Source organism: Mesorhizobium sp. BR1-1-15, from assembly GCF_020165475.1.
Lineage (GTDB): Bacteria > Pseudomonadota > Alphaproteobacteria > Rhizobiales > Rhizobiaceae > Mesorhizobium.
Map to the genome: position 1 here is coordinate 261040 of NZ_JAIUIF010000004.1, position 23878 is coordinate 284917.

20 protein-coding genes are annotated in these 23878 nt (G+C 64.6%); 14 read left to right on the top strand and 6 right to left on the bottom strand.

Translation table 11 applies throughout. From position 1 onward, the window contains the following. Positions 1 to 25 precede the first annotated feature (25 nt). Positions 26 to 1765, top strand: coding sequence for a sulfatase-like hydrolase/transferase (locus LB541_RS09825; protein ID WP_224618240.1), 1740 nt, complete (start codon positions 26 to 28; stop codon positions 1763 to 1765). A 15-nt stretch (positions 1766 to 1780) separates the two neighbouring features. On the opposite strand, the gene LB541_RS09830 is transcribed toward LB541_RS09825, so the two are convergent. From LB541_RS09830 to LB541_RS09850, 5 genes are all read right to left on the bottom strand, one after another. Beyond that, on the bottom strand, positions 1781 to 3364 hold the full coding sequence (locus LB541_RS09830; RefSeq protein ID WP_140564895.1) for an indolepyruvate oxidoreductase subunit beta family protein: 1584 nt from the start codon (positions 3362 to 3364) through the stop codon (positions 1781 to 1783). After that, entirely contained in the window at positions 3357 to 5510 is a 2154-nt protein-coding gene (locus tag LB541_RS09835; protein WP_224618243.1) for an indolepyruvate ferredoxin oxidoreductase subunit alpha, read from the bottom strand. The genes LB541_RS09830 and LB541_RS09835 overlap by 8 nt, the downstream gene beginning before the upstream one ends. 45 nt (positions 5511 to 5555) lie before the next feature. Further along, a complete protein-coding gene (locus LB541_RS09840; RefSeq protein ID WP_140496955.1) occupies positions 5556 to 6038 on the bottom strand; it encodes a MarR family winged helix-turn-helix transcriptional regulator in 483 nt (160 codons plus the stop codon). Further along, entirely contained in the window at positions 6038 to 7609 is a 1572-nt protein-coding gene (locus LB541_RS09845) for a phytoene desaturase family protein (protein ID WP_140523771.1), read from the bottom strand. The genes LB541_RS09840 and LB541_RS09845 overlap by 1 nt, the downstream gene beginning before the upstream one ends. Before the next feature lie 296 nt (positions 7610 to 7905). Beyond that, on the bottom strand, positions 7906 to 8697 hold the full coding sequence (locus LB541_RS09850) for a cyclase family protein (protein WP_140496959.1): 792 nt from the start codon (positions 8695 to 8697) through the stop codon (positions 7906 to 7908). Between the two features lie 118 nt (positions 8698 to 8815). Here LB541_RS09850 and LB541_RS09855 point away from each other — a divergent pair, with 118 nt between their 5' ends. The 13 genes from LB541_RS09855 to LB541_RS09915 all read left to right on the top strand — a co-directional run bounded on the left by LB541_RS09855 (position 8816) and on the right by LB541_RS09915 (position 22642). Further along, complete coding sequence (locus tag LB541_RS09855) at positions 8816 to 10390, top strand: phytoene desaturase family protein (protein WP_140523768.1); 1575 nt, start codon at positions 8816 to 8818, stop codon at positions 10388 to 10390. 112 nt (positions 10391 to 10502) lie between these two features. After that, positions 10503 to 12032 carry an ABC transporter substrate-binding protein gene (locus LB541_RS09860; RefSeq protein WP_140523766.1) on the top strand — a complete coding sequence of 510 codons (1530 nt, stop codon included), beginning with the start codon at positions 10503 to 10505 and terminating at the stop codon, positions 12030 to 12032. A gap of 88 nt (positions 12033 to 12120) precedes the next feature. After that, positions 12121 to 13128, top strand: coding sequence for an ABC transporter permease (locus LB541_RS09865; RefSeq protein ID WP_140523763.1), 1008 nt, complete (start codon positions 12121 to 12123; stop codon positions 13126 to 13128). Continuing rightward, on the top strand, positions 13121 to 13969 hold the full coding sequence (locus tag LB541_RS09870; RefSeq protein ID WP_140523761.1) for an ABC transporter permease: 849 nt from the start codon (positions 13121 to 13123) through the stop codon (positions 13967 to 13969). Before LB541_RS09865 ends, LB541_RS09870 begins: the two co-directional genes overlap by 8 nt. Then, positions 13966 to 14844, top strand: coding sequence for an ABC transporter ATP-binding protein (locus tag LB541_RS09875; RefSeq protein ID WP_140496969.1), 879 nt, complete (start codon positions 13966 to 13968; stop codon positions 14842 to 14844). Before LB541_RS09870 ends, LB541_RS09875 begins: the two co-directional genes overlap by 4 nt. After that, complete coding sequence (locus tag LB541_RS09880) at positions 14837 to 15673, top strand: ATP-binding cassette domain-containing protein (protein ID WP_140559702.1); 837 nt, start codon at positions 14837 to 14839, stop codon at positions 15671 to 15673. Before LB541_RS09875 ends, LB541_RS09880 begins: the two co-directional genes overlap by 8 nt. A gap of 80 nt (positions 15674 to 15753) precedes the next feature. Next, on the top strand, positions 15754 to 16353 hold the full coding sequence (locus tag LB541_RS09885; protein WP_140523755.1) for a VOC family protein: 600 nt from the start codon (positions 15754 to 15756) through the stop codon (positions 16351 to 16353). 139 nt (positions 16354 to 16492) lie between these two features. After that, complete coding sequence (locus LB541_RS09890) at positions 16493 to 18787, top strand: bifunctional salicylyl-CoA 5-hydroxylase/oxidoreductase (protein ID WP_140496975.1); 2295 nt, start codon at positions 16493 to 16495, stop codon at positions 18785 to 18787. Beyond that, complete coding sequence (locus LB541_RS09895; protein ID WP_140523750.1) at positions 18784 to 19557, top strand: SDR family NAD(P)-dependent oxidoreductase; 774 nt, start codon at positions 18784 to 18786, stop codon at positions 19555 to 19557. Before LB541_RS09890 ends, LB541_RS09895 begins: the two co-directional genes overlap by 4 nt. Next, the gene (locus LB541_RS09900) at positions 19551 to 20021 is read left to right on the top strand and encodes a MarR family winged helix-turn-helix transcriptional regulator (protein ID WP_140513060.1); all 471 of its coding nucleotides are present in this window, start codon (positions 19551 to 19553) and stop codon (positions 20019 to 20021) included. The genes LB541_RS09895 and LB541_RS09900 overlap by 7 nt, the downstream gene beginning before the upstream one ends. Further along, a complete protein-coding gene (locus tag LB541_RS09905) occupies positions 20018 to 20830 on the top strand; it encodes an enoyl-CoA hydratase family protein (RefSeq protein ID WP_140624856.1) in 813 nt (270 codons plus the stop codon). Before LB541_RS09900 ends, LB541_RS09905 begins: the two co-directional genes overlap by 4 nt. A gap of 210 nt (positions 20831 to 21040) precedes the next feature. Beyond that, a complete protein-coding gene (locus LB541_RS09910; RefSeq protein WP_224618245.1) occupies positions 21041 to 22189 on the top strand; it encodes an acyl-CoA dehydrogenase family protein in 1149 nt (382 codons plus the stop codon). A gap of 57 nt (positions 22190 to 22246) precedes the next feature. Next, positions 22247 to 22642, top strand: a complete 396-nt coding sequence (locus tag LB541_RS09915) for a RidA family protein (RefSeq protein WP_140496985.1) — start codon at positions 22247 to 22249, stop codon at positions 22640 to 22642. Between the two features lie 90 nt (positions 22643 to 22732). On the opposite strand, the gene LB541_RS09920 is transcribed toward LB541_RS09915, so the two are convergent. Then, entirely contained in the window at positions 22733 to 23827 is a 1095-nt protein-coding gene (locus LB541_RS09920) for an LLM class flavin-dependent oxidoreductase (RefSeq protein WP_140624858.1), read from the bottom strand. Between the last annotated feature and the right edge of the window lie 51 nt (positions 23828 to 23878).

Sequence of the window (23878 nt, forward strand, 5' to 3'; positions counted from 1 at the left end):
AGCTCCCCCAAAGGAACGCACAGACATGTTCGTGGGGAAAGCCATATCTCGACTTCAAGGGCCTTTGCGGGCCCTCTGCCATCCGCTGGCGTTGGTGCTGATCAGCCTCGCGGGCGTTTTTGGTGCCGGCCGGGCCGAGCATGAATGGCTGTCGGTGCCGTTCTCGCTGACATTGGTGGCGGCGCTCGCGGGAGCGGTGTTCCTGACATCGGGGCGCCTCGCCTTTTCCGTCTATCTCGCCTGGATGGCCGTTGCCCTGGTGACGCTGATCTCGGCGGTCAAGTTCCGGATGAAGGGGTTCTCGCTGCACTTCTACGACACGATCTTCGTGTCCTCGGATCCGGGAGTGTATCGCTTCCTGCTCGGCTCCTATCTCCACCTCATCCTGCCTGTCGCCGCGGCGTTGGTGGTTGGCATCGCCGCAGCGATCCTGATCTTTCGCGCCGACCGGAAGCTTGGCTGGCCCGCATCGGCGCGCGCCCTGCTTCTGGCCGTCCTCGTCACGCTGGTGCCGCTGACCTTTCCCGCCGAGGCTTCGAAGGACCGGTACTTCTACTATATGCAGGGCCGGCACATGTCGGCCTTCTTCATCTCACTGATGGATCTGCGCAACCTGGTCGTCGAGCCGGCGTTCGAGCAGCGGCTGCAGGCCGTCGCGCCACAGCCACCCTTCGCCGACACGGTCGACTGCGGCGACCGGGCAGCGCTTCCCGATATTTTCTTCGTGTTGAGCGAAAGCCAGTCCGATCCAAGCTATTTTCCGCAGATCGCCAGCGGCGCGGGATTCCTGCAGCGATTTGCACCTGCCGCCGGCGAGCCCCGCCCGATGCAGGTCGAGACGTTCGGCGGCGGCACCTGGATCAGCAATTTGTCCTTGATGACCGGGGTTTCGGCCACCGATTTCGGCTGGCGAAGTCCCTATCTGACGATCACGCTACAGGATAAGGTCGCCGGCGCGTTGCCGGAGTTGCTGGCGCGCTGCGGCTATCGAACGGCCGTCATGACGCCGATGGACTTTACCTTCGTCAACGAGGGGCCTTTCTTGAAGTCGATCGGGTTCGAGAACGTCCTCGACATCAAGGATATCGCCGCGCCCTTCTACCACCTGCGCGACCGTTTCTATTATCACGCGGCGGAGGCATTCATCGCCAGGCACCGCCGGGAAGACGGCCGGCCACTGTTCCTCGAAATCCAGACCATGTTTCCGCACTCGCCCTATGAGGGGCGGATGGAGCCGGGATTGAAGATGGAAGGCGAGCCTTTCGCGGACGATTTCCAGGTCGGCGAATATCTGCGCCGCATGGCGATCGCGCGCGGCGACCTTCAGGATTTTCTTAAGCAACGGGAAGCGGAGGCCGGCACGCGCGGCGCCGTGGTGCTCGAATTCGGCGACCACCAGTCCTCGGCAACCAAACCGTTTGTCGATGCGACCGCAGGCAGTGACGCGCTGGCCAAGCTTGACTCGCTCGCCTATCGCACCTTCTACACCCTCACGACGTTCCATCATCCACTGCGTCACCCGATGCCCGATATGGCGTCGCTCGATATTGCCTTTCTCAGCGCAAGCCTGCTCGATGCCGCCGGCCTGCCGATGTCACCCGTCATGTCTGATCTGGTGCGGTTGCGTGACCATTGCGGCGGCAGGTTCCATGGCTGTGCTGACCGGGCCGAGGTGGATGCACATCTGCGCCGCCGCGCCGATTCAGGACTGCTGCATCTTTTCCCGCAAGCTGCGCCGCTTCATTCACAAGTCGAAACACGGTGACGGCGCGACGCGGCCTCAGTGTGTCGGCCCGGCTCCCAGCGTCGCCACCGTCTTGAGGGCGCCGTCGAGCATGTCGCCCTTCTCGTCCTTCAGCGCCGCCTCGCGCAACCGCCTGATCCAGTCAGCGGCGTCGGCGCGCCCCTTGAGCAGGTCGAGCGCCGACAGCACGCGGTCGAACTTCGACTGGGCACGGACATGGGTGTCGCTGTAGCCCTTGATCAGCCGGCGGCAGTTCAGGATCTCGACGGCCAACGCATAGTCCTCACGCGCATGGCCCAGCGCCAGCGCGTACCAGCTCTCCAGATGCGCGGCTTCTACCTTGTGGCGCAGCAGGCGGCGGCGCCAGCGGCGCAGGCCGCCGATGAACCACAGAGCGGTGAAACCGGCAAAACTATCGGTACGGATGCGCCGGCCGCGATTGATGCGACGGTCAAGGAAGGCGGCGAGCTTCGGCCGGTTCTCGATGTAGCTGCCCAGCCCCGCCGGCAGCGTGCCGCAGAACTCCTCGATGCGCGGATGGAAATACTCGGTCACCTGCAGGACCGAGCCATCCCTGACGCCGACCTCCTTGCGCACGCGCCTGTCGCGGGTCGAGCGCGTCTTCAGGTCGGCGACGCGGATCATGTCGTCGTAGCATAGGGCGTTCGCCAAATGCTTGGCGGCGGCGATCGAGAGGGCATAGGCTCGATCAGGCCCGTCCAGCACGACGGCTTTGTCCAGGCGGTCGAGATATTCGCGTCCGTAGGCAATGTCCTGATAGTCCACGACCTTTCGCAGACCGCGCAGCGCCATGTCGCGCACCGCCACGGGCATCACGTCGATGCGGGCGGCCAGGGCCTGCCAGCCTCGCAGGAGGTCTTGCGGGCCACTCACCTGTCCAGCGGCCAGGGCGGAGCCGACGACAGCTGCTTCCGCCGGTTTTGGCGCAGCGGATGATGCCGTGCCGCGCGCGCGATCATAGGCGGCGGCGAAGGCGGCGAGGCTGGCCTTGACGCCGCGGCCACCGGCGCCGATCGCCTCCTGGTAGCTTTCGCGCGTGAACGGCAGAGCGTCGGAGCCGGCCAGCGCGCCAAGCAGACTGGCCGAGATCATCGAGCCACTGTCGGCGGCGATCTTTTCCATATCGAAAGCGATGAAGCGCTTCGATGCGGCTTCAGCCGTCGCGTGCACCTTCGACGACGACGCCCTGCCGTCGCCGGGCTCGATCTTTTCCGATACGGCGGCGATGCGGTGCGAGGAAGTGATCAGCGTCGTGCGGTCGGGAGTGACAAAGCCGCGGATAATGGCGCGGCCGGCTTCCATCAGCTCGGCGGCAATCAATATGTCGACGTCGCCTTGCGAGGGCGACAGCGCGAAGACCGGCAGGCGGCCGGTGTCACGGGCCATCTCGACATAGTAGATGGTGGCGCCGGTGCGCTGGGCGACGCCGGCCACCGAGGTCGATTGCGCCACGTACCCGTTGCGCTCGGCGACGTCGGTGATCCAGTCGGCAAGCACGCCGCCGCCCTGGCCGCCGACGGCAAGCACCGCAAGCTTGATAACGCGTTCGTCGTCGGCGGCGCCTGTCTTCGGGCGTAATGAGGCGTTGTGATCAAGCATCGGCGAACACCAGACGGCGGCCTTCGCGGCGACGCTGCAAAAGACCGATGACGGCGCGCCGGGCGCTCTCGAGGAAACGGTCCCAGCGGCTCGGATTGTGCACGACATCGGCGCGATAGAAGGACGGGCACAGCACCGCCGCATCGGCGACCTCGCCGCAATTGCCGCAGCCGACGCAGTTCTGGTCGATGCTTGCGACAGGATCGTCGCGCAGCGGATCGTCGAGCGACTTCACCGACAGCGACGGGCAGCCGGACAGCCGCATGCAGGCGTGGTCGCCGGTGCAGATATCCTCGTCGACACCGAACTTCGGCTTAACGATGCGCGTCCCACCCTTGATCGCCTTGTCGACCAGGGGCTTTTCGCGGCGCTGGCGGTTGAGCATACATTCCGACGAGGCGACGATGACTTTCGGGCCTTTCTCGTCCGTGGTCAGCGCCTCGCGCAGCGTGTCCTGCATCTTGCCGACGTCATAGGTGCGGTCGACATGGCGCAGCCACTTGACGCCCATGCCTTTCACGGCCTCGGTGATGGGATGCTTCGTCGACTTGGTCTTGTTGCCGGCGCGAGACGACAGGATATCCTGTCCCCCCGTCGCGGCCGAGTAGAAATTGTCGACGATGACGATGACGCCGTCGTTCTTGTTGAACACCGCATTGCCGATCGAGGAGGTCAGGCCATTGTGCCAGAAGCCGCCATCGCCGACGAAGGAGATCGAGCGGCGCTTGGCGTCGGGCGAATTGAAGGCCGAGGCCGAGGCCGGGCCGAGCCCGTAGCCCATTGTGGTGGCGCCGAGTTCGAAGGGCGGCATGATCGAGAACAGGTGGCAGCCGATGTCGGACGCGATGTGGTGCTTGCCGAGTTCCTGTTCGACCAGTTTTGTCGCGGCAAAGATCGGCCGCTCCGGGCAGCCGATGCAGAAACCGGGCGGTCGACCTGGAACGACATTGATCAGGTCCGCCGTGTCGACGCCGTCGCCGACCTTGTTGGGAGCCCGCACTTCGCCGGGCAGAAGATGCGGCGCCTCGGTGCGCAGGAAGGCGCCGATGCCGTCGAGCATGACCTGGCCGGTATATTCGCCGGCCATCGGCAGGTGCTCCTTGCCGACCAGGCGGGTGCCACGCCCGGCCTTGTGCAGCATGGCGGCAAAGGCCTGTTCGATGTAGTTGGGCTGGCCTTCCTCGACGACCAGCACCGCCTGCTTGCCTTCGCAGAAGGACAGAAACTCGTCGTCGATCAACGGATACACGGCATTGAGCACGTAGAGCGGCACGTCGGTCTCGCCATAGGTGTCGGCAAGGCCGAGCCGCTGCAAAGCGCGGATGACGGAATTGTACATGCCGCCCTGCATGACGATGCCGACGGAGCCGTGATCGGAACCGAAGATCTCGTTGATCTTGCGGCTCTTGATGAAATCCACCGCCGCCGGCCAGCGCTTCGCGACCTTCTCCTTCTCGTGCAGGAAGGAAGCGGGCGGCAGCACGATGCGGCCGGTGTCGCGGCGCGGCGTCTCCAGCGCATCGGCCACCGTCATCGGCGGCCGCTTGTTGTCTTTGGCGGTGAAATGGCCATGGACATGGCAGCAGCGGATGCGCACCTGCAGCATGACAGGCGTGTTGGAGGCCTCGGACAACTCGAAGCCGTCTTCCACGGCCTTGACGATCGAGGGCAGGTTCGGGCGCGGGTCGAGCAGCCAGACCTGGCTCTTCATGGCGAAGGCATGGCTGCGCTCCTGCATGATCGAGGAGCCCTCGCCATAGTCCTCGCCGACGATGATCAACGCACCGCCGGTGACGCCGCCGGAGGCGAGGTTGGCGAGCGCGTCGGAGGCGACGTTGGTGCCGACCGTCGACTTGAAGGTCGCCGCGCCGCGGATCGGATAATGCACCGAGGCCGCCAGCATGGCGGTGGCGGTGGCTTCCGAGGCGCTCGCCTCGAAATGCACGCCGAGTTCGCCCAGAATGTCCTGTGCGTCGGCCAGCACGTCCATGAGATGGCTGATCGGCGCACCCTGGTAGCCGCCGACATAGCCGACACCGCATTGCAGCAGCGCCTTGGTGATGGCGAGGATGCCTTCGCCGGCAAATTCCTCGCCCGCGCCGAGCCTCAGCTTTTCGACTTCCTTGGCAAAAGACCGTTCGGCCATTTTTGGCCTCCTTCCGTTGCCGCCCGGCTTCGGCGGCGCGTAGCTCTAGATGTCGTGCTTGCGAATGTTCTTCAGCATCTTCTGCAATGTCGCGATCAGCGCTGCATATTCGGCATCGTCGACATCGTCGAACATGGCCTCGAAAGCGTCATGCATGGCCGGCCAGGCACGGGTGAACTCGGTGCGGCCCTCGTCGGTCAGGAACACATGGCGGATGCGGCTGTCGCTAACCCCCTGCTCGCGCCGCACAAGCCCCTGCCCCTCAAGCGTGTCGAGCGTGCGGCTCAAGGTCGACTGCTCGATCACCGTATAGACCGAGAGGTCGTTGACGGTGACGCCGTCGGTGACCGACAGCACCGCAAGCGCCCGCACCTGCGAAATGGTCAGGCCCTGCTTGCGGAAATCGTCGCGCAAGGTGGCGTTGTAGCGGCCCATGATGCGGTTCATCAGATAGGGCGCGAATTGCTGCAGGCCGATCTGACCCAAGGTCGATATGCGCTGGCGCTTTTCCGCGATTTTCTGCTCCATCATAGTCTCCCCGCCAGGAGAAAGCCGGAGCCGCCGCCGAGGCCCGCGCCCGGATGGGTCGAGGCGCCGATATGGTAGAGGTTCTTGATGCCGGTCTGGTGATTGCGGCTGGTCTTGAACGGTCGCCACAGGAAGGACTGGTCGACGGTCGAGGACCCGCCATAGGGGTCGCCGCCGACCAGATTGATGTTCATCGCTTGGAGATCGGCAGGCGAATAGGCGCGGCGCGCGATGACGCTGTCCTTGAAGCCATCGATATGACTGGCAAGGATCGCTTCGGCGCGATCGGCATAGGCCTCGCGCAGCGCGTCGGTCCATTGCCCGTCCGCCGGCGCCTGCAGCTTGCCGGCGGCATCACCCTTGATGTGACGGGGAGCCTCGGGCAGTTGCAGCCACAGGATCGCCTTGCCTTGCGGGCAGCGCGAGGGATCGAGCGCGTGCGGCTGGCCGACGCAGATGGTCGGCACTTCGGGCAGCATGCCGCGCGTCGCCTCGTTGCAGGCCTTCGACACACCGTCCAACCCAGGCGTCAGATGCAGCAGCGCCACCTTGTCCAACCCCTGGCCCCGCCATGAAGGCGGCTTGTCGAGGGCATAGTGGATCTGGAAATTGCCTTTGCCGTAGCGGTATTTTTGCGTCGCCTCGATGTCATTCCTGGGGCTGTCGCTGCCGAGCAGCCGACCGTAAAGCTGCGTCGGCGTGACCGAGCAGATGACGCTCTTCTTCGCATTGACGGTCTCGCCCGAGGCCAATCGCACTCCGGTGGCGCGACCTTCGGTCAGGATGATCGAGGCAACGTCGGCCTCGGTGGAGATGACCCCGCCGCGCTCTTTGACAAGCGCCTCGAACGCCGACAGCAGGTTCTTCGCCCCGCCCTTGACGATCGGCGCGCCCGCAGCCTCCAGCGCGAAGGCGATGACCTTGGCGATCTGGCCGGAGAAAGCATCTTCCGGCCCAAGTCCGGCATGCAGCACCCACGGTGCCCACAGCGCGCGTATGGTTTCGGACCGATAGGTGCTTTCCAGCCATGCGCGCGCCGGCACCAGCGCATCGCCGAGAAAGGCGGCCAGCCCGCGCGGGCTCCGCCGCCAGGCATCACCGGCGAGCAGCTTCATTGTCGGATAAGACCAAAGGCTGCCGCCGAGCAGGCCGAACAGCAGCCCGGCATTGCGCTCGATGCCGCCGACATCCTCGGCGTGCCGGTCGCCGTCGCCTGCGGCGATCGCATTGAAGGCGGCGATGTTGGCGGCGCGGTCGGTGCTGAGCACGGCATGGCTGCCGTCGGGCCGCAGCACCCCCGTCGGGGTGGCCGCGTGACAGAACTCCAGGCCATGCCGGGCCAAGTCCTTGCCCAGCGCCGCGTAAGCCGGCGAGGTAATGAACAGCACGAATGTCGTCGCCATCACATCATGGATGAAACCGGGCGCGGTGATTTCCTCGGTGCGCATGCAGCCGCCAATGCGGTCGTTGCGCTCCAGCACGAGTACCTTTGCGCCCTTGCCGCCCAGCATCGCCGCGCAGACCAGCGCGTTGATGCCGCTGCCGACGATGATGTGGTCGGGGGCGTTCATTGGCGGTGGCTTTTCGTCGGCGGGTGGGATTCAATTGCGTGGGACAGCGCTCTACGGCGCCCCCCTCTGCCCTGCCGGGCATCTCCCCCACAAGGGGGGAGATTGGCCGTCATCTCGGCTTTCGCCAATTTCCAACGTCGCAGGATGGTATGCGGCGCCCGAGCCGCCAATCTCCCCCCAAGTGGGGGAGATGCCCGGCAGGGCAGAGGGGGGCGCCGTAGAGCGCGAGCGCCGCCAGTCTGCCTCCCTATCGCATCGCCCGCGCGCATGATCTTCTCCCGAAGATCCACTTCGCCCTATTTGCCCGGCACCAGCGCCAGGGCGCGGATCGGGCTGCCGGTGCCGTGCTCGATCTTGAGCGGCGCGGCGATCAGGATGGCGCCCTTCGGCGGCAACTGGTCGAGGTTGCACAGGCTGGCCAGACCATAGCGGTTGGCCTTGTGCATCAGCGTGTGGGCCGGGAATGGCGGCTCCATGCCGCCGGCCTTGCCGGCATCGGTGCCGATCGTCTCCGAGCCCCAGCCCTTGATGTCCTTGCTGATCAGGAACTGGATTGCTTCCGCCGTCGGGCCGGGCGTGTGTGGGCCGGTCTCGTTGGCGTTGAGGAATTCGGCTTCCGAGCCGTTGCGCTTGTACCAGTCGGTGCGCATCACCACCCATTCGCCGGCGTTGATGGCGCCATGCTTGGCTTCCCACGCCTTGATGTGATCGACGGTGAGCAGGAAATCATGGTCTGCGGCGGCTTCCTTGGAGCAGTCGATGACATTGACCGGACCAATAAAGTTCTGCGCCGGAATGGTGTCGGTGGCGCCATCCGGATAATCCTTGCCGCTGATCCAGTGCTGCGGCGCGTCGAAATGCGTGCCCGAGTGTTCGCCGAGCTTCAGCCAGTTCCAGGCCCACCAGGGACCATTCTTGTCGTAACGGGAGATGTTATGGATCTCGACCTTCGGCGTGTCGACGGCAAGTTCCGGCGGCAGCTTGATCAGCGGCGTGTCAGGACCGAGCGGCGCCGACAGGTCGACCACCTTGATGGCGCCTGAAAGAAGCTGGCCGGCGACTTCGCCGAGGAGTTGTTGCGTATCCATGGTCTCTGTTCCCTCTTGTCTGATGTGCTGAAGGCTCGTCTCGGCCCTTAATATCCTACTAGACGAAAACATATGCATCTGCAATTATCTTTAAGCATAAAGGAAATGGGTGCGGGGCGTGAGCGAGTTCGACGCCATCTTTGTCGGGGCGGGCCACAACAGTCTGGCTTGCGCCGCGCATCTGGCGCTCAAAGGCTGGAAAACCGGGGTTTTTGAGCGCAGTGCAAATATCGGCGGCGCCGTCCAGACCCGCGAATTCACGCTGCCGGGTTTCCGACACGATTTCGGCGCGATGAATCTGAGCCTGTTCGCCGGCTCGGCCTTCCACCAGAAATATGCAAATGAATTGAAAGCCCACGGGCTGGAATTCGCGCCGGTTTCCGACTGTTTCGCCAGCGCCTTCCCGGACGGACGCTGGTTCGGCGTCAGCAACGATCTGGAAAAGACGGCCGCGCGCATGGCTGCCTTCTCCGCCGCCGATGCCGCCACGTGGCGCAAGCTGGTCGCCGCCTTCCCGGCGGAAGCAGAGCATCTGTTTCGCCTCTTGGGATCACCGATGAGCGCCCGCGCCCTTGCCGGCACGGCGTGGAACCTTTGGCGCAAGAAGGGCCTCGCCGGCGCGCTCGACACCGGGCGCCTGCTGCTTTCCTCGCCCCGCGCGTGGCTGGAGGAGACTTTCGAGTCGCCCCATGTGCGGGCGACGCTCGCCACCTGGGGCATGCATCTCGACTTTGCGCCCGACATCGCAGGCGGTGCCGTGTTCCCTTATCTGGAATCCATGGCCAACCAGAGTTTCGGCATGGTGCTGGGCAAGGGCGGCGCCCACACCATCATTCGTGCCTTATCGGGGATGGTCACGGGCGCCGGCGGCAAGATCTTCACCAACGCCGAGGTGGCCGAAATCACGGTTTCGGCCGGCAAGGCGACGGGTGTGCGGCTCAAGTCCGGTGAGACGCACACGGCCACCAGGGCGGTCATTGCCGGCGTTGCACCCAAGGCGTTGGCCGGCACGCTTTTGCCCAACGGTTCCGGCGACGCCGGCTTCGACACGGCGATGCAAAAATTCCGGCACGCGCCGGGCACCATGATGATCCATCTGGCGCTAGACGATCTGCCGGACTGGCGCGCCGGCGCCGAGTTGCGGCAGTTCGCCTATGTGCATCTGTCACCGTCGCTCGACGCCATGTCGCGCACCTATCAGCAGGCGATGGCGGGCGTGCTGCCGGACGAGCCGGTGCTGGTCCTCGGCCAACCAACCGCGGTCGATCCGTCGCGCGCGCCTCAAGGCAAGCATGTGCTGTGGGTGCAGGTGCGCATGCTGCCGGCAGAAATCCTTGGCGACGCCGCCGGCAAGATCACGCCCGCGCATTGGGATCAGGTCAAGGATCGCTATGCCGAGCGCGTGCTCGACATCGTCGAAACCTACGCGCCCGGCCTGCGAGCCAAGATCCTTGGCCAGGCCGTGTTCTCGCCCATCGACCTCGAGCGCGAGAACCCGAACCTCGTCGGCGGCGACCAGGTTTGTGGTAGCCACCACCTGGCACAGAATTTCCTGTTTCGCCCGGCACGCGGCTACGCCGGTTGGAACACGCCTGTGGCCAATCTGCATCTCACCGGTGCCGCCACATGGCCGGGCGCCGGCACGGGTGCCGCCTCGGGCTTCATGCTGGCGCAACAGCTTGGCGGGAGGTAGCAGCCGAAACGCATTGGGGTGGAGCAAGGCAAGGTACGGTTGCCCAGGGAACCCACTGATCAAACAACGAAGCCGTGCACGGAAAACAGAAAAACCAACAAGGGGAACGACCATGACAATCAACAGACGCGAATTGCTCGGATACGGTGCCGCCGCACTCGGGGCGACGGCCATCGGCCTGCCGAGGATCGCCGGGGCGGCGGCCGGCGAACTGACCATCGCCTACAATGTCAACCTGCCGTCCTGGGATCCGACCACCGGACCTTCGGCGGTCAACCCGACCATCCAGGGCCTCTACCAGTCGGTGTTCGATCAGTTCATCCCGCAGAAGCCGGACCTGTCCTTCGCGCCGGGGCTGCTCACCGAGTGGGGCTGGAATGACGACCGCACCAAGATCATGATGACGGTGCGCGAGGGCGTAACCTGGCATGACGGCTCGCCGTTCACGCCCGAGGACGTGGTCTGGTCGTTGCAGCGGGCCGGCGATGAAAAGACCGGCAACCCGATCCAGTTCGTGTGGAAGAACGTCAACAACTTCAAGATCGAGGGCAACAAGATCACGGGCGATGTCGTGCAGTTCGACCCGGTCTACTTCAAGTGGATGTCGTTCCTCACGGGCTACATCATGCCGAAGGCCTATTACGAGAAGGTGGGCGCCGAAGGTTTCGAAAAGGCTCCGATCGGCACCGGCCCGTACATGGTCGAGAAGTTCGAACGCAACGCCTTCCTGCGGCTGAAGGCCAATCCGAAGTACTGGGGCGGCAAGCCGGCATTCGAGAACGTGACGATCAAATTCGTCACAGACGCGGCGAGCCGTGTCGCCGAAATCGAGTCCGGCTCCTCGCAGGTGACGCTCGAGATTCCCTATGAGGAGTATGACCGCCTGATCGCCAAGGACGGCCTTGCCGGCTCGATCAAGAATGTTTCCGACATTGGCATGATCTTCTTCAACGACGTCGAGGCGATGCTGGACAAGAACGTGCGCCAGGCAGCCGTCATGGCGGTCGACAAGGAGCTTCTGGTCAAGCGGCTGCTGCGCGGCTACGGCCAGCCGCTCGCCACGCTGGAAACGCCGGAATACGCGGCCTACGACGCGTCGATCAAGGTCGAGCACAATCCGGAAAAGGCCAAGCAATTGCTGGCCGCTTCCGGCTATTCGCCGGAGAAGCCGGTCAAGTTCACCATCCAGACGACCAAGGGCTTCAAGCCCAAGGACTACGAGATGATCCAGGCGATCGTCGGCATGTGGCGCAAGGTCGGCATCGAGGCCACCATTGAAGTCTACGAGATCGCCAAGCATTACGAATTGCGCGCCGCCGACAAGCTGGCGCCGGCGGCCTTCTACAACTGGGGCAACGCCATCGGCGACCCGACCACCTCGACCGGCTTTGCCATGTATGGACCGAGCCCGCACTCGGTGTGGGACAGCCAGGATCTGATCGACATGATCAACCCGCTGTGGGGTGAGAAGGACGAGGCCAAGCGCATCGCCGGCTGGAAGGCGGTGGACAAATACATCGCCGAGCAAGCCTATGTGCTGCCGCTGATGCAGTATGCGCAGCCGATCGTGCATGCCAAGGGCGTCAACGTCGTGCAGCATGTGTCCGGCGCGCTGTTGCCGGCCCTGATGACCCCGGCCTGATATCGGCCGGGCTTGCCGCGCGCCGTCCATAGCGTCGGCGCGCATCTTCTTTCGGCATACGAGCCTCCGGGCTCCAGCAAAGATTTACATGCTCCTGCAACGGTTCCTGATCCGTCTTTTGACGATGCTGATCACGCTGTTCGGCGTGGCCGTCGTCGTCTTTGTCGTGATCCGCATCGCTCCCGGCGATCCGATAGCCATGATGCTGCCGCCCGGCGCATCCGATGCCGATATCGCCCGGCTGCGGGCGCTCTACGGCCTCGACAAGACGATCATCGAGCAGTTCTTCATCTGGCTGTCCGGCGTCGTCAAAGGCGATTTCGGCACCTCGATCTCGCTTCGGCAAGACGTGCTCGGGCTTGTCTTCAACCGGCTGCCGGCAACGCTGGAGCTTGCCATCGTCGCGCTTGTCATGGCGGTGGCGATCGGGGGGACGACGGCCATCCTCGGCGCCCGCGAACGAGGCACGGCGGTGGAAGCCGGCATCGACATCGCCAGCGGGGCAGCACTTTCCATTCCCGATTTCCTCTGGGGCCTGGTGCTGATCCTGCTGTTCGGCGTGCTGGTGCCGATCTTCGACATTTCCGGGCGGGTCTCGCCGCAGCTAGACCTGCCCTTCGTCAGCCAGTTCTATCTGTTCGAAAGCTTGCTTCGGCTGCGCCTCGATCTCACATGGGATCTCCTGAAGCACATGCTGATGCCGGCGGTGGCATTGGCATTGCCGCTGGGGGCGATCATCTCGCAGCTGTTGAAACAGTCGCTGAAGGAAGTGCTCGACCTCGACTATGTCGTGCTGGCGCGGGTGAAGGGTTTTTCGGAAACGCAGGTCATCCTACGCGAGGCGCTGAAGAATGCCGCCCTGCCCACGCTGACGCTGGTCGGCGTGCAGTTCACCTTCCTGATCGGCGGCACGGTCATCGTCGAGCGGCTGTTTTCCTATGAGGGCCTCGGCAACATGGCGATCGACGCCGTCATCAACCGCGACCTGCCGCTGATCCAGGGCATCGTGCTGGTCTTCGCGCTGTTGTTCGTGCTGATCAATCTCGCCGTGGACATGATGTATGCGCTGCTCAATCCGAGGCTGCGCCATGGATGAGAGGCGCATCTCGAGACACGGCTCAAGCGCCAGGCTTTGGCTGGCCGGCGGCTGGCTGCTGCTGGTGCTGCTGGCGGCGATCCTGGCGCCGCTGGTCGCGCCGCGGGACCCGCTCGCGCAGGATCTTATGCTCGAACGTTTGCCGCCGTTCTGGCTCGATGGCGCGGAGCCCGGCTATTGGCTGGGCACCGACAGCCTCGGCCGGGATCTCTTGTCACGCCTGATCTTCGGCGGGCGCATCGCCTTCATCGTTGCGTTCGCCGCCGCCAGCGCCGCCTGCCTTGTCGGCTCGACCCTGGGCTTGATCGCTGGCTATTTCGGCGGCTGGGCCGACCGCATCATCTCGCGCATCGTCGATGTCTGGATGGCATTCCCGCCGGTGCTGTTCGCCATCCTTTTGGTTGCCGTGCTCGGCACGGGTTTGAGCTCTGTCATCCTGGCGATCGCGATCATCGACTGGACGCGTTTCTGCCGGGTCATCCGCGCCGAGGCGATGGGCCAGTCGCGCATGGACTATGTCGAGAACGCCCGCATCGCCGGCTATGGCCGCATCGGCATCATGCTGCGCGAAGTGCTGCCCAATGTGGTGCCATCGATCGTGGCGCTGCTGTCGCTGGAAATGGGCATCGCCGTCATCGTCGAGGCGATCCTGTCCTTCGTCAACCTGTCGATCTCGACCGACGACCCGACCTGGGGCGGCATCATCGCCGAGGGCCGGCTGTCGATCCACCAGGCCTGGTGGGTGCTGGTATTCCCGCTGATCACACTGATCCTGACCGTGCTGTCGTTCAGCCAGTTCGGCGAGGCGCTGAAGACACGTTTCGATCCGGTGCTGCGATGAGCGCCTGTCTCGATATCAAGGAGTTGAGCGCCGTGCTGCCGAACGGCCAGCGCGTGCTGCGCTCGGTGTCGCTTGCCGTGCAGCCCGGCGAAGTGCGAGCACTGGTCGGTGAAAGCGGCGCCGGCAAGACGATGATCGGCAAGGCGGTACTTGGCGTCTTGCCGTCGAGCGTGCGCATCGTCGAGGGCGATATGCGGCTCGAGGGCGAAGACCTCGGCAAGCTCAACCCGAAGGCACGGCGCACGCTGATCGGCGCGCGCACCGCACTGATCCCGCAGGATCCGCTGACCGCGCTCAACCCGTCGCGCCGCATCGGCCCGCAAACGACCGACCGGCTGGTGCGCATCCTCGGCTGGAGCGGCGAGAGGGCCGAAACCCGCATCCGGCAATTGCTGGACGAGGTGCAGATCCGTGACCCCGACCGGGTACTGAAAAGCTACCCGCACGAGCTTTCCGGCGGCATGCGCCAGCGCGTGCTGATCGCCGCAGCCTTCGCCGCCGAGCCCCGGCTGATCGTCGCCGACGAGCCGACCACGGCGCTCGACGTCACCGTGCAGAAGCAGATCCTGCGGCTCATCGCTGCGTTGCAGCGCGAGCACGGCACGGCGATCCTGTTCGTCACCCACGACCTCGGCGTCGTCGCCAAGATCAGCCAGAAGGTCTCGGTGCTCTATGCCGGCAAGGTCGTGGAAGAGGCCGAAACAGCTGCCCTCTTCGCGGCACCGCAGCACCCCTACACACGGGCACTGATGGCGGCAACGCCGCGCTACACCGATCCCCTCGCCTCGCTAAAGCCGGTCGACGAGGCAGTGCTGGCCGGGCTTGCCACGGAGATTGCGGCCGCGGACCAGGCGTGGAGGCGACCGCATGGCTGAGCCGCTGTTTTCCGTGCGCGGTCTGAAAGTCGCGCTGCCCGACATGACCCGCAAGCCGCTGATCGGCCGCGCGCCGCTGGCGGAAATCCTAAAAGGCCTGGACTTCGACCTGCCCAAGGGATCGGTGACCGGCATCGTCGGCGAGTCCGGATCCGGCAAGTCGACGCTCGGCCGTGCCCTGGTACGACTGCTGGAGCCCAGCGCCGGCAGCATCAGCTTCGACGGCATAGACATTACACATCTGCCGGAGGCGGAGTTGCGGCCGCTGCGCCGCGATCTGCAGATGATCTTCCAGGATCCTATGTCGTCGCTCAACCCGCGCCGCACCATTGCCAGCATCATTGCCGCGCCGCTGAAGCAGAACGGGCTTGGCGACAATCTCAGGGACCGCGTGGCCGAGGCCTTGCAGCGCGTCGGCCTGCCGCAGAGCTTCGCCGGCCGCTACCGCCACGAACTGTCGGGCGGCCAGCGCCAGCGCGTCGGCATAGCGCGCGCGCTGGCGCTGGCGCCGAAATTCGTGCTGGCCGACGAGATCGTCTCCGGCCTCGACGTCTCGACGCAGGCGCAGATCCTCACCCTTCTGGAGAAACTGGCGGAGGAGATGGGGCTGACGGTCGCCTTCATCAGCCACGATCTGTCGGTCATCCGGCGGCTGTGCCGGCAGGTCATCGTCATGCGCGAAGGCAGGATCGTCGAAGCGAGCGCGACGGACGCTCTCTTCGAAAATCCCCGACAGACCTACACGCGCGACCTGATCGCGGCCATCCCACTGCCCGAAATCGACGACGGCTGGCTGGATATTCCTTCCGCTGCCAAGGCTCCGACATGAATGCATACGCACGCCGAAAAGCGGGCTCGGATGTGCGACCGGCCAATGACAAAGCCCCGCCAAATGGAGGAGAAACTGACATGAAGACAACAATTCGAAATGCAGCACTCGCTGCCGCCATCCTCGGCAGCACCGGTGTGGCGGCAGCAAGCTCGATCCCCGGCATGCGCGGGCACGACCACACCGGCATCACGGTTCCCGACATGAAGCAGGCGGTCGATTTCTTCACCGACGTGGTCGGCTGCAAGAAGGCAATGTCGTTCGGCCCGTTCGCCGACGACAAGGGCACCTTCATGCAGGATCTTCTCGGCGTCGATCCGAAGGCTGTCATCGAGCAGGTCACCATGGTTCGCTGCGGCACGGGGTCGAACATAGAGCTGTTCAAATACACCGCGCCGGACCAGAAGGACCTGACCCCGAAGAACAGCGACATTGGCGGTTTTCACATCGCCTTCTATGTCGACGACGTCGCGGCGGCGAAAGCCTATCTCGAGGCCAAGGGCGTAAAGACCAGGTTGGGGCCGCTGCCGGTCAAGGAAGGACCCGCCGCCGGCCAGACCATCCTTTACTTCCAGGCGCCTTGGGGCTTGCAGCTGGAAGCGATCAGCTATCCCGACGGCATGGCTTACGAGAAGGGTGCCGAGACGGTGCTGTGGAGCCCGAAGAACCCGGAAAAGTGACCCCACGGGCCGCGCGCGGCGATGCGCGAGCGCGCGGCCCGCTATTTCGCATAATCGTTCCGATATAAAACTTTAAGCTTGAAATATCTTGGCCCCGGCGCGATACTGAAACCAAGCAAGCGAAGAGGAGATCGCACAGATGAAGGTTGCGGTTCTCGGCGGCGGACCAGCCGGCCTTTACTTCGCCATTTCGATGAAGCTGAGGGACGCCGCGCACGATGTGACGGTTTTCGAGCGTAATCGCGCCGACGACACGTTCGGCTGGGGCGTCGTTCTGTCAGCCGAAACGCTCGAGAATCTGGCCAGGAACGATCCGGTCAGCGCCGTCTGGATCAAGAAGCATTTTGCGTATTGGGACGACATCGCCGTGGTCCATGACGGCGTGCGCACTGTATCCTCAGGCCATGGCTTCTGCGGCATCGGCCGCAAGCGGCTCTTGATCCTGTTGCAACGGCGCGCACGCGAGCTCGGTGTCAGGCTGATGTTCGAGACCGACATCGCCGATCCCCGGCCCTATATGGAGACGCATGACCTGGTCGTCGCCGCAGACGGGCTGAATTCCAGGGCGCGCAACAGCTTCGTCGACATCTTCAAGCCCGACATCGACACGCGCAAATGCAAGTTCGTGTGGCTCGGCACCCACCAGAAATTCGACGACGCCTTCACCTTCATCTTCGAAAAGACCGAGCATGGCTGGGTGTGGGCGCACGCCTACCAGTTCGACAGCGACACCGCGACCTTCATCGTCGAGTGCAGCGAACAGACCTGGGCCGCCTTCGGTTTCGGCGCCATGACGCAGCAGGAATCCATCGCCGTCTGCGAGCGCATCTTCGAAAAGCATCTTGGCGGCCACAAGCTGATGACCAATGCCAACCACATCAGGGGTTCGGCCTGGATCAATTTCCCGCGCGTGCTGTGCGAGCGCTGGTCGTCTGAGAATCTGGCGCTGATGGGCGACGCGGCGGCTTCAGCGCATTTCTCGATCGGCTCCGGCACCAAGCTGGCGCTGGAAAGCGCGGTTGCGCTGGCCGAGTATGTCGAAACCGAACCGGACCTCGACGCCGCCTTCCGCAAATATGAGGATGCGCGCCGCACCGAGGTGCTGAAGCTGCAGTCGGCGGCACGCAATTCGCTCGAATGGTTCGAGGAAGTCGAGCGCTATCTCGGCCTCGATCCGGTGCAGTTCAACTATTCGCTGCTGACCCGTTCGCAGCGCATCAGCCACGAAAACCTACGGCTGCGCGACGCGGAGTGGCTTGAAAGCGCGGAGGAATGGTTCCAGCGCCAGGCGGGCGCCGGCGCCAACAGGCTGCGCCGCGCGCCAATGTTCGCGCCCTTCAAGCTGCGCGACATGCGGCTCAGCAACCGCGTGGTCGTCTCGCCGATGGCGCAGTACAAGGCCGTCGACGGCTGCCCGACGGACTGGCATTTCACGCACTATGCCGAGCGTGCCAAGGGCGGCGCCGGGCTCATCTATATCGAGATGACCTGCGTCAGCCCCGAAGGGCGGATCACGCCCGGCTGCCCGGGCTTCTATGCGCCCGAACATGAGGCGGCGTGGAAACGGCTGGTCGATTTCGTCCATACCGAGACCGAGGCGAAGATCTGCGCACAGATCGGCCATTCCGGCGCCAAGGGTTCGACCCAGGTTGGGTGGGAAGGCACGGACGTGCCGCTCGCCTCAGGTAACTGGCCAGTCATGGCGGCATCGGCGGTCGCTTGGTCGCCGCAGAATCAGGTGCCGAAGGCGATGGACCGCGCCGACATGGACAGAGTGCGCGACGAGTTCGTGGCTTCGGCTGAGATGGCCGACCGCTGCGGCTTCGACATGCTCGAGATCCACGCCGCGCACGGCTATCTCCTGTCGTCCTTCATCACGCCGGTCACCAACCGGCGCACGGATGCGTATGGCGGTTCGCTGGAAAACCGCATGCGATATCCCCTTGAAATCTTTCGCGCCGTACGCGCCGCCTGGCCGGCGCAGAAGCCGATCTCAATGCGCATTTCGGCCAATGACTGGGTCGGCATCGAAGGCGTAACACCCGCCGACGCCGTCGAGATCGCGCGGCTGTTGCATGAGGCCGGCGTCGACATTTGCGACGTCTCGGCAGGACAAACTTCGGTGCTGGCAAAGCCGGTCTATGGCCGCATGTTCCAGACGCCGTTTTCCGACCGCATCCGCAACGAAGTCGGCATGGCGACGATGGCGGTCGGCAACATCTATGAGCCGGACCATGTCAATTCGATCCTGATGGCCGGCCGCGCCGACCTGGTGGCGCTGGCACGGCCGCATCTCGCCGATCCCTACTGGACGCTGCATGCGGCGGTGGCGCTCGGCGACCGTGGCGTCAAATGGCCCGATCCCTATCTGCCCGGGCGCGACCAGATCTACCGGCTGGCCGAACGCGACGCCGCAGCGGGGCTGAAAGTATGACGGCCGCCGCGATGATCGCCGGCAGCCATGCCCTTGTCACCGGCGGCGGGTCTGGTGTCGGCCGAGCGATCGCTCTGGCGCTGGCTGGTGCCGGCATCGACGTCACCATATGCGGCCGCCGCGAGGCGGAGCTGGCCAAGGTGGCTGGCGAAAGCAAAGGCGTTTTCGCCATCACTGCCGATGTCACCAATGAGGCGGCGATGGCATCGCTTTACGAGACGGCGGAGGCCGCGCGCGGGCCGTTCGACATCGTCGTCGCCAATGCCGGCATGGCGGGCAGCACGCCGGCGCACAAGACCACGCTGGCCGACTGGCAGCGGACGCTGGACGTCAACCTGACCGGCGCTTTCCTGACGGTGAAGCCGGCGCTCGCCGGCATGGCCGCGCGCAAGGCGGGCCGCATCGTCTTCATCGCGTCTACCGCCGGACTGAAAGGCTACGCCTATGTCGCGCCTTACGTGGCGGCCAAGCATGGCGTCGTCGGCCTGATGCGGGCGCTGGCTGCCGAGACGGCGAAATCCGGCGTGACCGTCAATGCGGTGTGCCCGGGGTTTGTCGAGACGGACATGTTGGACGAGTCCATCGAGCGGATCGTTGAAAAAACCGGCCGTTCGACTGAACAGGCGCGGGCGAGCCTTGCCGCGACCAATCCACAAGGCCGCTTCATCCAGCCGCAGGAAATTGCCGCCGCCGTGCTGTGGCTGTGCGGCGATGCGGCGGCGTCGATCACCGGACAGGCAATTTCGATCTCAGGAGGCGAAACATGGTAGCCGGCCCCCTGCCCGCGCCGTCGGGACCCGGCAAGGACCGCTTGCGGCTGTGGATCAGGCTGCTGCGCGCCTCGCGCACGATCGAGGCCGAACTGCGCGAGCGGCTAAAGAAGGAATTCAACACGACGTTGCCGCGCTTCGACGTGATGGCCGCGCTCTACCGAGCGCCCGAAGGCATGCTGATGAGCGATCTGTCGCGTTTCCTGCTGGTGTCCAACGGCAATGTCACGGGCATCGTCGATCGGCTCGTATCCGAGGGGCTGGTCGCCCGCGCCCGGCGCAATGGCGACCGCCGTACCTCGATGGTGCGGCTGACGGATGAAGGCTCCAAATCCTTCGCCGTCATCGCTGCCGCACACGAGGGCTGGGTCGGCGAATTGCTGGGCAAAGTCAGCGAGGACGACGCACGCCGGCTGACCGGCATGCTGACCTCGTTCCGCAGCAACTGGGAGGGACGCGAATGAGCAAGATGGCCGGCTTCAAGCCGAAGCATTTCCTCTGGCAGGTCGAAGGCCGGATCGCCAAGGTCCGGCTCGACCGGCCGGAGCGCAAGAACCCGCTGACCTTCGACAGCTATGCGGAACTGCGCGATACATTCCGCGACCTCGTCTATGCCGACGATGTCGATGCCGTGGTGTTCCTGTCCAATGGCGGGAATTTCTGCTCCGGCGGCGATGTCCACGATATTATCGGCCCGCTGGTCAAGATGGACATGAAGCAGCTCCTGGCCTTCACCCGCATGACCGGCGACTTCGTCAAGGCGATGCTGAACTGCGGCAAGCCGATCATCGCGGCGGTCGACGGCGTGGCGGTCGGCGCCGGCGCCATCATCGCCATGAGCTCCGACATCCGCATCGCCACGCCGGACGCCAAGACGGCATTCCTGTTCACCCGCGTCGGTCTTGCCGGCTGCGACATGGGAGCCTGCGCGATCCTGCCGCGCATCATCGGCCACGGCCGCGCCGCCGAACTGCTCTACACCGGCCGCAACATGACGGCTGCCGAAGGCGAGCGCTGGGGGTTCTACAACAGGCTTGTAGAGGCGGCATCGCTCGAGGCCGACGCGCTGGACATGGCGGCGCGCATCGTCTCCGGCCCGACCTTCGCCCATGGCATCACCAAGACGCAGTTGAACCAGGAATGGTCGATGGGCCTCGACCAGGCGATCGAGGCGGAAGCGCAGGCGCAAGCGATCTGCATGCAGACGGGCGATTTCGAGCGGGCGTACAAGGCGTTTGTTGCCAAGGAAAAGCCGGTGTTCGAGGGGAATTGAGGATGAGCGGTTTTTGCCCAGGCACCCCCCTCTGGCCTGCCGGCCATCTCCCCCGCAAGGGGGGAGATTGGCAGCCTCAACGTCGCCGCTCCTTCTGCAACGTCTATTATTGGCGAAGGCATGACAGCCAGATGATCTCCCCCCTTGCGGGGGAGATGGCCGGCAGGCCAGAGGGGGGTGTGAAGGAACTCGGCGCAGAAGGAGATAGGCATGCCTGACCGCTCCTTCCTCGACTGGCCCTTCTTCGAAGACCGTCATCGCGAACTGGCCGAGCACCTCGAGGCATGGTGCGCGAAGAACCTGCCTGTCGATCACCATGACGTCGACGCCGCCTGCCGCGAGCTGGTGCAAAAACTCGGCCGGGACGGCTGGCTGAAGCCGACGGCGCTCGACACCGGCAATCCCGGGCCGCTTGACGTGCGGACCTTGTGCATCACGCGCGAGACGCTGGCGCGGCATGACGGGCTCGCCGATTTCGCCTTCGCTATGCAGGGGCTTGGTACCGGAGCGCTCAGCCTGTTCGGCACGCCGCAACAGCAGCAATGGCTTTCGAAGACGCGCGCCGGCAAGGTCATTTCCGCCTTTGCGCTGTCGGAGCCGCGCTCGGGATCGGATGTCGCCAATATGGAGATGACAGCGACCCGCGATGGTGACGGCTATGTCCTGTCGGGCGAAAAGACCTGGATCTCCAATGGCGGCATCGCCGATCTCTATGTCGTCTTTGCCCGCACAGGCGAGGCACCCGCCGCCAAGGGGCTATCCGCCTTCATCGTGCCGGGGGACAGCAAGGGCCTCGACATCGCGGAGCGCCTTGAAGTCATAGCGCCGCATCCGCTGGCACGACTGTCTTTCGATCAGGTCCGGCTGCCCGCCTCGGCGCTGATCGGCAAACCGGGCGACGGCTTTCGCATTGCCATGTCGGTGCTCGACGTGTTCCGCTCGACCGTCGGCGCGGCGGCACTCGGCTTTGCACGCCGCGCGCTCGATGAAAGCATCAAGCGGGTGGCCGAACGCAAGCTGTTCGGCGCGCCGATGGCCGAGCTGCAGATGGTGCAGGGCCATATCGCCGACATGGCGCTCGACGTCGATGCCGCGGCGCTTTTGGTCTACCGTGCCGCCTGGACCAAGGACATGGGCGCGGCGCGGGTAACGCGCGAGGCGGCGATGGCCAAACTGTTCGCCACCGACAAGGCGCAGGAGGTGATCGACAAAGCGGTGCAACTGCATGGCGGCGACGGCGTCCGCAAGGGTCACATCGTCGAAAGCCTGTATCGCGAGATCCGCGCGCTGCGCATCTATGAGGGTGCTTCCGACGTGCAGAAGGTGGTGATCGCGCGACAGGTGATGGGGGCGGCCTGACTCCGGTCACGTCAAGGTTTGGACTGTTTCGAACGCGGATATTGCGGAGAGTTTGAAATGCACGAGATTCTGCAGCCGGATGGCTGGGCCAAGCCGGTCGGTTACTCCAATGGCGTAGCGGCTCGCGGGCGGCTTGTCTTCGTCGGCGGACAGGTCGGCTGGAATGGGCAGTGCCAGTTCGAGACCGACGATTTCGTCGGCCAGGTGCGGCAGACGCTTCAAAATATCGTCGCGGTGCTGGCGGAGGCCGGAGCTGAGCCGCGGCACATCACGTCAATGACGTGGTATTTCACCGATAAGAGCGAATATCTGGCCAATCTCAGGGGTATAGGCGAGGCCTATCGCAAGGTGATCGGCCGGCATTTCCCGGCGATGGCCGCGATGCAGGTGATGGCGCTGGTCGAGGACCGCGCCAAGGTGGAGATCCAAGCCACCGCGGTTATTCCGGAATAATCGGCCGTCGCCCGTCATCCTGGGGCGCAGCAAGGGCGTAGCGATACGGCGCAGACCCCAGGATGAGAAATCAGGAAGGCATCGGCCAGACTATTTTCCGCGAAGGCCGGCCCGCTCCAGCAGCGGCAGCACGTGATCGCAGAAATAGGGGAGTTCCTGCGTGTAGTTGACGAAGGACAGCGCAATGCCCTGGTAGCCATGCCCGGCAATGGCGACCATATCGGCGGCGATCGTTTCGGGCGTTCCGACCAAGGGATAGGTGCCGGCGCCGCCGGCGAAACGCTGGCGATAGCGGTCATAGGCATACGGGTCGTGCGACCGCGAGAATTCCTTTTTGCCGGCCATATGGGCATCGACCGCCTCACGGTCGGCCAGATCGACGGCATAGCGTGTGTAATAGGCCTGCGCCTCCTCCATCGTCGGCCGGCAGACGACATGCGCCACGGTGTAGACGCCGACCTCGCGGCCAGCCTTGTCGGCCCGCTCACTGATATCGGCGACATGTTTGCCGGCATCGGCCATCTCGGAAAAGGTCGTGAACAGATAGTCACATCTGGCGGCAGCGAAATCGCGGCCCGGACCGCCGAAAGCCGCGTTCATCGTCACCGGTCGCGGAACTTGCAGGCTGGCCGGCCGGCTCACGGCTTCCTTGAGACGATAATAAGTGCCCTCATAGTCGAGAGGTTCAGCCGACGCATACAGCCTTTCCAGAATTTCGATCCATTCGGCGGCCTGATCATACCCCTTCTCGACCAGCGGCGTGCCGAACATGCCGAATTCCTTCGGGTTCCAGCCGCAGACGATGTTGAGGCCGGCACGGCCCTGGCTGATATGATCGACCGTCGCCAGCGCCTTGGCGGCGTAGAGCGGATGCACGAGGGGCACATGCACGGTCATGAACAGGCCGATCCGCTCGGTGGCCACACTGAGCGCCGCCGCCCAGGTGAAGGTCTCGAACGACCATTCGCGCACCCTGTTGCGGCCGCCAAAGCCGCGCCAGCGCGCGATCGGCAGCAGGAATTCCAGCCCCGCGCGGTCGGCGATCTGCGCCGCCGTCAGATTGTCGTGCCAGCTTGCCGTCCAGCGTTCAGGCACATCCGATATGGCAAGGCCGCCGTCGGCATTGGTCGAGAAGACGCCGAGCTTCAGTCTGTTTGGGCCGTGCAGGGGATGCGCTTTGATCATGTCCGGAACTCGCAGCGGGAGATCGACACGCTAGGCCCGCGCGAAAATATT

Excerpts from the sequence above, each read along its gene's own strand:
- LB541_RS09895 (WP_140523750.1), top strand. The coding sequence starts at position 18,784 with ATGACGGCCGCCGCGATGATCGCCGGCAGCCATGCCCTTGTCACCGGC.
- LB541_RS09845 (WP_140523771.1), bottom strand. The coding sequence starts at position 7,609 with ATGAACGCCCCCGACCACATCATCGTCGGCAGCGGCATCAACGCGCTG.
- LB541_RS09830 (WP_140564895.1), bottom strand. The coding sequence starts at position 3,364 with ATGCTTGATCACAACGCCTCATTACGCCCGAAGACAGGCGCCGCCGAC.
- LB541_RS09875 (WP_140496969.1), top strand. The coding sequence starts at position 13,966 with ATGAGCGCCTGTCTCGATATCAAGGAGTTGAGCGCCGTGCTGCCGAAC.
- LB541_RS09835 (WP_224618243.1), bottom strand. The coding sequence starts at position 5,510 with ATGGCCGAACGGTCTTTTGCCAAGGAAGTCGAAAAGCTGAGGCTCGGC.
- LB541_RS09825 (WP_224618240.1), top strand. The coding sequence starts at position 26 with ATGTTCGTGGGGAAAGCCATATCTCGACTTCAAGGGCCTTTGCGGGCC.
- LB541_RS09885 (WP_140523755.1), top strand. The coding sequence starts at position 15,754 with ATGAAGACAACAATTCGAAATGCAGCACTCGCTGCCGCCATCCTCGGC.
- LB541_RS09850 (WP_140496959.1), bottom strand. The coding sequence starts at position 8,697 with ATGGATACGCAACAACTCCTCGGCGAAGTCGCCGGCCAGCTTCTTTCA.
- LB541_RS09890 (WP_140496975.1), top strand. The coding sequence starts at position 16,493 with ATGAAGGTTGCGGTTCTCGGCGGCGGACCAGCCGGCCTTTACTTCGCC.
- LB541_RS09920 (WP_140624858.1), bottom strand. The coding sequence starts at position 23,827 with ATGATCAAAGCGCATCCCCTGCACGGCCCAAACAGACTGAAGCTCGGC.
- LB541_RS09860 (WP_140523766.1), top strand. The coding sequence starts at position 10,503 with ATGACAATCAACAGACGCGAATTGCTCGGATACGGTGCCGCCGCACTC.
- LB541_RS09900 (WP_140513060.1), top strand. The coding sequence starts at position 19,551 with ATGGTAGCCGGCCCCCTGCCCGCGCCGTCGGGACCCGGCAAGGACCGC.
- LB541_RS09915 (WP_140496985.1), top strand. The coding sequence starts at position 22,247 with ATGCACGAGATTCTGCAGCCGGATGGCTGGGCCAAGCCGGTCGGTTAC.
- LB541_RS09880 (WP_140559702.1), top strand. The coding sequence starts at position 14,837 with ATGGCTGAGCCGCTGTTTTCCGTGCGCGGTCTGAAAGTCGCGCTGCCC.
- LB541_RS09905 (WP_140624856.1), top strand. The coding sequence starts at position 20,018 with ATGAGCAAGATGGCCGGCTTCAAGCCGAAGCATTTCCTCTGGCAGGTC.
- LB541_RS09840 (WP_140496955.1), bottom strand. The coding sequence starts at position 6,038 with ATGGAGCAGAAAATCGCGGAAAAGCGCCAGCGCATATCGACCTTGGGT.
- LB541_RS09865 (WP_140523763.1), top strand. The coding sequence starts at position 12,121 with ATGCTCCTGCAACGGTTCCTGATCCGTCTTTTGACGATGCTGATCACG.
- LB541_RS09910 (WP_224618245.1), top strand. The coding sequence starts at position 21,041 with ATGCCTGACCGCTCCTTCCTCGACTGGCCCTTCTTCGAAGACCGTCAT.
- LB541_RS09870 (WP_140523761.1), top strand. The coding sequence starts at position 13,121 with ATGGATGAGAGGCGCATCTCGAGACACGGCTCAAGCGCCAGGCTTTGG.